The sequence below is a fragment of the Actinomadura alba genome, from assembly GCF_014323705.1.
In the GTDB taxonomy this organism is placed as follows: Bacteria; Actinomycetota; Actinomycetes; order Streptosporangiales; family Streptosporangiaceae; genus Actinomadura_C; species Actinomadura_C alba.
On sequence record NZ_JABVEC010000074.1, the window covers coordinates 1 to 8080 of the forward strand.

At 63.2% G+C, this 8080-nt stretch carries 8 protein-coding genes; 5 read left to right on the forward strand and 3 right to left on the reverse strand.

The window, feature by feature from the left end:
• Positions 1-86 precede the first annotated feature (86 nt).
• From HKK74_RS38645 to HKK74_RS38655, 3 genes are all read left to right on the forward strand, one after another.
• Entirely contained in the window at positions 87-620 is a 534-nt protein-coding gene (locus tag HKK74_RS38645; RefSeq protein ID WP_222723266.1) for an integrase core domain-containing protein, read from the forward strand.
• Between the two features lie 9 nt (positions 621-629).
• On the forward strand, positions 630-1607 hold the full coding sequence (locus tag HKK74_RS38650; protein WP_187248405.1) for a polymorphic toxin-type HINT domain-containing protein: 978 nt from the start codon (positions 630-632) through the stop codon (positions 1605-1607).
• 90 nt (positions 1608-1697) lie between these two features.
• A complete protein-coding gene (locus HKK74_RS38655) occupies positions 1698-2129 on the forward strand; it encodes an SUKH-4 family immunity protein (protein WP_281398224.1) in 432 nt (143 codons plus the stop codon).
• A 121-nt stretch (positions 2130-2250) separates the two neighbouring features.
• Here the strand turns inward: HKK74_RS38655 and HKK74_RS38660 are convergent, their stop codons facing one another.
• Positions 2251-2529 (reverse strand): hypothetical protein, encoded by a 279-nt coding sequence (locus tag HKK74_RS38660; RefSeq protein WP_187248407.1) that lies wholly within the window; start codon positions 2527-2529, stop codon positions 2251-2253.
• 207 nt (positions 2530-2736) lie between these two features.
• Here HKK74_RS38660 and HKK74_RS41220 point away from each other — a divergent pair, with 207 nt between their 5' ends.
• Complete coding sequence (locus tag HKK74_RS41220; RefSeq protein WP_281398223.1) at positions 2737-2868, forward strand: hypothetical protein; 132 nt, start codon at positions 2737-2739, stop codon at positions 2866-2868.
• Between the two features lie 267 nt (positions 2869-3135).
• Here the strand turns inward: HKK74_RS41220 and HKK74_RS38665 are convergent, their stop codons facing one another.
• Entirely contained in the window at positions 3136-4728 is a 1593-nt protein-coding gene (locus HKK74_RS38665) for a formylglycine-generating enzyme family protein (RefSeq protein ID WP_187248408.1), read from the reverse strand.
• A gap of 1516 nt (positions 4729-6244) precedes the next feature.
• On the opposite strand from HKK74_RS38665, the gene HKK74_RS40665 reads away from it, so the two are divergent.
• A complete protein-coding gene (locus HKK74_RS40665) occupies positions 6245-7105 on the forward strand; it encodes a DUF2637 domain-containing protein (RefSeq protein WP_246492422.1) in 861 nt (286 codons plus the stop codon).
• A 381-nt stretch (positions 7106-7486) separates the two neighbouring features.
• On the opposite strand, the gene HKK74_RS38675 is transcribed toward HKK74_RS40665, so the two are convergent.
• Positions 7487-7633, reverse strand: coding sequence for a hypothetical protein (locus HKK74_RS38675; protein ID WP_187248409.1), 147 nt, complete (start codon positions 7631-7633; stop codon positions 7487-7489).
• Positions 7634-8080: the final 447 nt, after the last annotated feature.

Here is an 8080-nt window from a genome sequence, read left to right on the forward strand (position 1 = left end):
CCGCGAGCTGGCCAAGGCGCGCAAGGCCGCGTTCGCCGACCCGCCCACCGCGCCCAACCAGGTGTGGCAGCTGGACTTCTCCGAGTATGAGACCACCACCGGCGGCGTGTGGCGGCTGGCGGGGGGTCACCGACTACTTCACCAAGTACGAGCACGGCTGGCACATCGCGCCGACCTGCACTGGAGCCGACGCCATTGCCGCCGTGCGCATCGCGATAGACCAGGCCGAAGCCCTGGCCGGCTGCTCGCTCGAGGAGGCCCTGACCGACCCGCAGACGGGTGAGGTCCGCAAAATCAAACTGGTCACAGACAACGGCAGCGCGTTCAAAGGGGCCGCGTTCGCCCGCTTCATCACCGGCCGGACCGAGTTCGTCCACATCCGCACCCGACGGCGGACACCCGGCCAGAACGGCGTCCGTGAACGCGCGTTCGGCTCCCTGAAGTACGAGCACTTGTACCGGATCGAGATCGACGACCTGCCGACCCTGGCCCACGAGGCCGAGGCCTACCGGCAGATCTTCAACCACGTCCGCCCCCACGAAGCCCTCGCCGGCCACCGGCCGATCGAGATCTACCGCAACCCAGGTCTGCATCCCCAACTTTCAGACCCGAGTTTCTGAGCCAACTTCTTGACGCGGGACACCGGTAAGAAACAACCCTCCAAACCCGACGGCGGCGGCGCCGGTGGAGCCAGTTGCCCGATTGGCAACAGCTTCACCCCCGAGACCAAGGTCTTGATGGCCGATGGCTCCACCAAACCCATCGAGGACGTCAAGGTCGGCGACAAGGTCCTGGCCACCGACCCCGACACGGGAAAGACCACCGAACGCGAAGTCGTCGCGACCATCATCGGCGACGGTTCGAAGGATCTTGTAGAGATCACCGTCGACACCGGCAGAGAGATCAAGAAGGCGGGTGCCGGCAACGGCCCGAAGCAGGCCACCAAGTCCGCGAGGAGCGGCAAAGCCCATGACGCCGGGACCGGCACGGTGATCGCAACCAGCGGCCACCCCTTCTGGGTCGCAGACCGCCACGCCTGGGTCGGCGCAGGCAAGCTCCAGCCTGGCATGTGGCTACGCACCTCAGCCGGCACCTACGTCCAAGTCGAAGCCATCCGCACCTGGACCGCGCCACAACGCGTCCACAACCTCACCGTCACCGAAGACCACACGTACTATGTCGAGGCAGGGGATACAGAGGTCCTCGTCCACAACTGTGGTGGACAGGTACGGTACGGAAGCACTGAACTTAGTCAGGCCACATTGGAAGCACGGGTCCTAGACGGAGCTAAGAGCGCTAACACGTACGCAGCGGCACTTTACGAAGACGCGGCCGGCGGGCTCCGGACGCTCGTCGTAAACTCTAACGCAGCTGGACAGGCAGAGAAGAATATGGTGGCTCAACTCGGCGAACTCGGTGTTTCACCTTCTGCAGTCCGGCAACTGTACGTCGAATACCAGCCATGTCCTAGGTGTGACGCTAACTGGATACCGAAGTTCAGTAACGCCAAAGTCACATGGAGCTTCGCCTGGAACAGTGATAAAGCGGTGCAAGCTGCAGCACGTAAAGACCGTGCAGCGGCGATCAACGAACTGTGGGGGCAATAGGATTCAATGAACCGAAGTCATAGCTGGGAACACGGGGTAGCTAATTACTCGGAAAAAAGCCTTGATAAAATCGGACATCGAGTGAGCAATATGCTCCGCTCTCGAGAGGCGCCTGTCAGATTCTTCTATTATTTCACCGCTGCCGACAATCTCCTTCTTATCGCCGCAGACTCAGTCGGAGACTGTCTTCGCTTTGGATTCACTCGAGACGGAAATATGGTTTGCGTCTCGGCCGTGGACTCGTCTGTCTGGGAGGTGCCTGTCAATGAGACGGGTGGCGAGTCTCTCATCAATTCCAGTATCGACTCGTTCCTGGAAATCATGGCGATATGTGAAGATCTGATCTCGCGCCATGAGCGCGCGGATGACGAGGGCGAGTTGGGAGAAGAGCATATTGAACGCTGGATCGAAACTTCGGAGTCTATCTGCAGGCGGATAGAGGAAATTGACCCATCATCGCTTTTCGCGGGCAGCTACTGGTCCGATTTCTTGAGCGATGTCGCAAACGGAGATTACGAATAGCTATCGGTTGCTCATCTCCTAGATGCCCGGAACTCGCCTCCCAACGCGGAGCGCTAGCTCCCTTGGTAAGGCGTATTGGCTGCCAGTTCTGAGCAAAGCTATCGGTCCGTGGCAATAAAGGCTATTTGATCTTCTCGGTATGGTCGTCGAGGTCAATCAGGAGATCCCGCGCCTGCTTAGTGACCCACGCGCCGGTCGGGTTGCCGGTACAGCCGAGGATGTGGATGCGTCGGGTGGTGTGCTCGATGACGGCAAAGCAGTATCCCCGGGCACCGTTCAGCAGGTCGACGGTGAAGAAGTCGGGATGAGCGCCTCGGCCTGAGAACGCAGGAACTGCGCCCACGTCCGCCCACTCCGGCACGGTGCGGGATCGATTCCGGCCTTGCTCAGGATTTCCCACACTGTCGACGGCACGACCCGGACCCCCAAGCCGGCAAGTTCACCGTGGATCCGCCTGTACCCCCAGCTTGTGTTCCCTTTGGCCAGGCCCAGGACAAGACCACGGACGTCGCGGCGTGTGGTGGGCCGACCGCCGCGGCCGGCATGAGACTTGGTGGCCCACCGGCGGCGCAGCAGGTCACGGTGCCACTGCGATACCGTCTCCGGGGTGACCAGCAATCGTAACCCCGCCCGGCGCACCTTGGGGATCACACCGATCAGCGAGGCGATCAACGTCCTGTCGGCCCACGTCAGCCTCGGCCTGTGCGCCTGCTGGCGGTGGAGCATGGCGAGCTGGTGACGCAGCACAAGAATCTCGGCGTCTTTCCATGCACTTTCTCGGGTGACCAGCCGCAGCCGGGAGAACACAGCCGAGACGAGGAGATAGACGAACCTCAGGCACATGACCGCCCATCATGCTCGATCTGCGGTAGCCACCTGGCCTGCCCGAGCAGATCCGCATTAATGCCGGTCAGCTGCACGGATGAGGTTCTCGGCACCCACAGGGTCACTGCGAATGGCTGTCGGGCGGATCGCTACTCCACCGTATTTACGCTCGGCGCAGTGTTCAGGTGCGGCCGGTTTGGATCCCGATAACGAAGCGCAGTGAGAGTGCATACTCCCATGTCGTTTGTGGCGTGCGCATGGCCGAAAGCAGCAGGTGCCATTCGCCGCAGCCTTGCCAGGGGTAAACGTACGCTGCGCCACCTTTGGTGACACGGGGTCCTGTGCCGCGCCTTGGAGATCCGTCGGCAGGGAGGCCGTCGTGGCCGGGGTGGAACACATCGGCGCAGGCCTCCGCCTCGAATCCGAACCCATAGAGCCCGAATGTGTTCGCGCCGTCGGCGCCAAGTGCCTTGACTGCTTCGAACCATTCTTCGCTGTCGGGCACGTCGGGACCGCGGTAGGTCAGCTGGTGGCTGCGACCGCCGCGGGCGAGATACTCCCACTCTGCTTCCGACGGCAGCCGTAGCGGCGACCGCTCGAGCTCATCGGTCGCCGCGTGTGGCGGTACCGGCGAACTCGGCGCCTGCGCGACGACCATCGGGCCCACCTCGACGCGCGTCAGCGGCCGCATCAAGTCAAGCTCGTCGAGCACAGAGTAATCCTCCTCCCAGTCGTTGCGCCGGGCCGCAGCGTGACGGATCTCGGCTTCCTCCTCCGGCGAAAACCCGACATCGACGCTGCCTCCGGGAACGACGCAAAACCGAACGCTCTCCCGCGACAACACCACGATCGGCGGACCGCCGAACCTCTCCATCCCGACCAGGGAGAAATCATTTCCCAGAGCGGCGACGATGGCTTCGGCGATCTGCAACCGACGCCGCTCACTGGTGGCCGCCCACGCCGCCACCGACACCAACTCCGGCGCCTCCACTGTGATGAAACGCTGCCGCCACGCTCGCTCGGCGAGCGGCCCCAGCTCCTCGGCGCGGCGTTCGGCCGCGCGCTTATTCGACAAATACTGCAGCGCCTGCTGAGCAGTGGGAGTCGGGCGCGAATGGATCGGACGCGGCGTACCGCTTGCTTCCTCCGTGATGAGCTCTTCGATCCGGTCGCTGCCGCGAGCTTTGCTGATCAGGCCCGCACGGACGGCGGTGAGCGTCGGGGTGTCCACCAGGTCACGGAGGGCCAGCAGCCAGTCGAGCATGATCGCGGCGAAGTCCCAGGGGGCCAGCACTGACCGCACCCTGCGGCTCAGCACTGACAGCACCAATGCCTCACGCCGCTCCAGCGGCAATGCGGCGAGCAACGCGCGGACCACCGGCATTGGCGCGGTCGACCCCACCAGCAGCCGATCAAAGCGCGGATCAAGATGGCCATCGGAGGCCAGGCGCGCCATCGCGACCGTGCCGACCCGGTCCAGGTGCCACCTCCAGGCTCCCGGCGGGTCTGGGGCTTCACCGAGCGTGATGAGATATTCGCAGACTTCGCGGGCGACCGCGGTGCCCGGGACCTCGGCGAAGACCAACGCCAGCATCTCTTCACTGGGGCCCGGCATGTCGTACGTAAGGACGGCGGCACGAAGGAAGACCCGCAAGATCTCGGTCGGTGTCAACCCGGCTGCGGCGAGTTCATCTCGGATTCTCATCCACCGCGCGGTGCTCTCCAGCGTCGCTGGCGCCGGATCGTACTCGATGACTGCGGCGTCCTTCAGCACATCCTCGGAAGGTATGTCGCTGTGCGCAGCGATAATCACGGGACGCGCGCGCTCGTCGAGTGACGCGTCCTCGGATACAGATGACGGCATCGAAACCACTTACACGTAGGACCAGCGGTGCTAAGCCTCTCGGGCCCAGCCTGAGGTGTAGAAACTATGCCACATACGGAGCAATTCGGATCAGTTGGCTAAGTCATAGTGCGCGAAGGTCGACCGCAGCCGCTGGTCGAACGTAATGACCATGCCAGCGGCGCGGGTCGTTCACCGAGTGTGGGACGTGACCAACCGTCTTGGACGGACGACGGCAGTGGTGCTAGCCGAATCCGTGGTTGCTCGTATGCCGCGGAACGCGGCAGCACGATGCGGTACGGCCCGGCACAAGAAACGGTGGAGTCGCGGACGAATCGGCACAGGCCGATAGTGCGAGTGCCGGCGTGACACGCGTGGAGCGGTCTTTTAATCCGTCGGTTCTGGGTTCGAGTCCCAGGCGGCCCACCACGTCTGACCTGTGGTTTCTCTATGATCCAGTGGAGGTTCCGGGGGGCGATTCGTCATGGATTGTGGCCCCTGGTTGCTCGTTGGTTGCTCGGATGCCGTTGATCATGCTTCTGTGCCGGGTCACAGGGATGATCGCGACCTTCGAAGGAAGATCCGAAACGCATGCATTGGGGCGCCGACCGATGTCGCAATCGATGGCGGAGCTTTCGGTGGCCGGGTCACGAGTGTCGTTGGGCGTCGACTCCGGGTGACAGCGGCGCGTGCTGCGTGCTGCGCTCACTTCGGTGTATGGGTGAATGATGCGTTCGCCGTGCCTTGACGCTCGGGATCGAGTCGGGGGTTCATGTCGTGCGCCCTGGGCGGTAGGCCGGCCGGGACCGGCGCGTGGTTACCCCCAACCACGTGTGGAGGGGGAGGCGGATCCCAAGTGAGGCCACCGCCCAGGGCGTCACGAGTGACATAGTCCGCGATCTTGGCGGACACTACGTCGGATTCTGTGCATCCGGCGTCAGGGCGCAGGACAGCCCCGAATCGTGTATTCGGCCTGCCGAGCGGTGTCACATCAGCGGGGACCATCATCATGGAGTCGGAGTCGCGCAGGTTCGAACCCTGTGGGGGAAGCCACACAGATGGGAACGGGCGCGACCTGCGCGTTTGTGACGGCCAGCTGGTGATCGACGGCCGTTTTACCGTCGGTGAATGACCTCTACCGTGTCAAGGTAGCCCGCGATCACAAGTGACGTGCGGCGATGCGTAAAAGTGCAGGTCAGAGGCCCCGATAGGGCGCAGTTGAGCGACGTTGAGTGATGTCCTGGTAAATGGCCGTCGCCCATTCGTCGCCCAGCCCGGTCTGGAGAAATGATCGTGGCTTCTGAGCATCTCGAGCTTCACATCGCTGCTGAATCGCAGCGCCGTGGTGGGAATGGGCGTACGGAGAGTAAGGCGAGCCACAGCAGGCAGAACTGGCTAAGTCGATCATCGGCCTTGCATCGCGCGATTGTGCGGGGGAGCGGCAGCGATGCGCTGCGGTGATCTGGTCATCCGGTGGACGACGACCATCAGCGTGCTGGTGCTGGCTGCGATCGCGGCGGTGTTGTCGTACAAACACATGTTCACCCTGGTCCGCGAGTATGGGGAGACGTCGTGGACGGCGGCGCTGTTGCCGGTCTCGGTTGACGGGATGATTGTGGCGTCGTCGATGACGTTGCTGGCGGACTCACGCAGTGGTCGGCGGAGCGGGTTCCTGCCATGGACTCTGCTGGTGGTCGGGAGCGCGGCAAGTCTGGCGGCGAATGTGGCGGTGGCTGAGCCATCTGCGGTCGGCCGGGTCATCGCGGCTTGGCCGAGCTGTGCTCTGATCGGGTCGTATGAGCTGTTGATGCGCCAGGTCAGGCACGCCGCCAGCCCGAAGACGCCGGTCGCCTCAGAGGTTGCTCATACGAGCCCGGTGGCCGACAATGCCGCCTCATACGAGCCCTCATATGAGGCAGGAGCGGAGAAGACGGTTCCCTCATATGTGCCTCATACGGCCTTGGCCAAGGACGACGCTGCTTCAGACGACGCCCATACGACTCCGCCCGGCCTGCCGACGCCTTCATATGAAGTTCAGACCGACAGCCCTGAGCACCTCATACGAAGCACGGAGACGGTTCACGCGGGCGGCGTCGAAGGCGAGTATCGGGATCATTCACCGCGCAGCCGTCCACCTTCCGGGCTGCAACGGCAGGCCTGGCAATGGGCCGTCGCCAACCGCACACCCACCGGGGATCTGCCTTCCGGTAAGGCGATCGGAGAACGGTTCGGGCGACGAGAGCGTTGGGGGCGCCTGGTCAAACAGGCCGGAGCGATCGGCCGCTTGGATCAGGTGGCCACGCAGTAACGTGGGTAGGCACACTGGAAGCGGCATCCGGATCATCAAAACCTCTGTGGGTGCCGAAAATTCATCCGCGCCTTGTGACCTGGGCAGTCGCCCCAAACCTTGGCCGGTTTTAAAGGTCAAGCTGAACGCGTTCGAGCGTCGAGGCTACTTTTGAACGTGCTCAGAACTGGCCCCAAATCTTCGGCTTCAGGGGCAGAGAAGCGCAGGTCACGGTCGTGGACGGGGTTTTCGGCACCCACACGGTTGGCCCAACTCGACCTCACCCACATGGAGCCCTGATCCCGTGGATCAGAATGCCGGCAAGGGCGGCGCCCCGCACAAGCCTGCTGCGCCGGAGGCGTCGGGGGGCAATCAGCACGCAGCACCATGGCCCGAGAGGCTCTACTGCTTGCTCCGGGCGCCGGCGCCACCGCCGGCGCCCAGCGCCAGCCCCACCGCCAACAACCACCACTGCCCGGTAAGGATCGACGCCACAACTCCGAGGAGCAGGCCGGTCCCAGCGCTCAGCATGAATTTTTTGCTACCCACGATCCACCTCCATTAAGCGGCATTATTGCATCATGTTAACAATACAACGATGATTCAAAATACCGGCTTGGCGGACGGCGGCGGAGCTTCCGTTTGGTCCCTGCTGATCGGCTGCGGGGCGCTGCTCGGCGAGGAGCTACACGACTCCCTTCCCAGTGCCGCAGTATTGCTGACTGTGGAAGGTGGAATTTCGAGTTCACTATCACAATTGGACAGCCGGCCAGAGAGCCGAGTACGGTCTTCGCGCAAACTGAGACCTCTGTCATAACAACCGACCTTAACGAGACCCAGCCACCAGCATCTCCCGCCCTCGGTCGCGCGTTCGCCTAGGTCGTTCAAATAACCCTACCGAGGGCGGTGGTGCGATCCCGGCCGGTGTCCGAACCCTGGCCGAGCACTCCGGCAGCGACCCTTTAGAGGTCGTCTGATCTTGGTTGGTGATGGCTC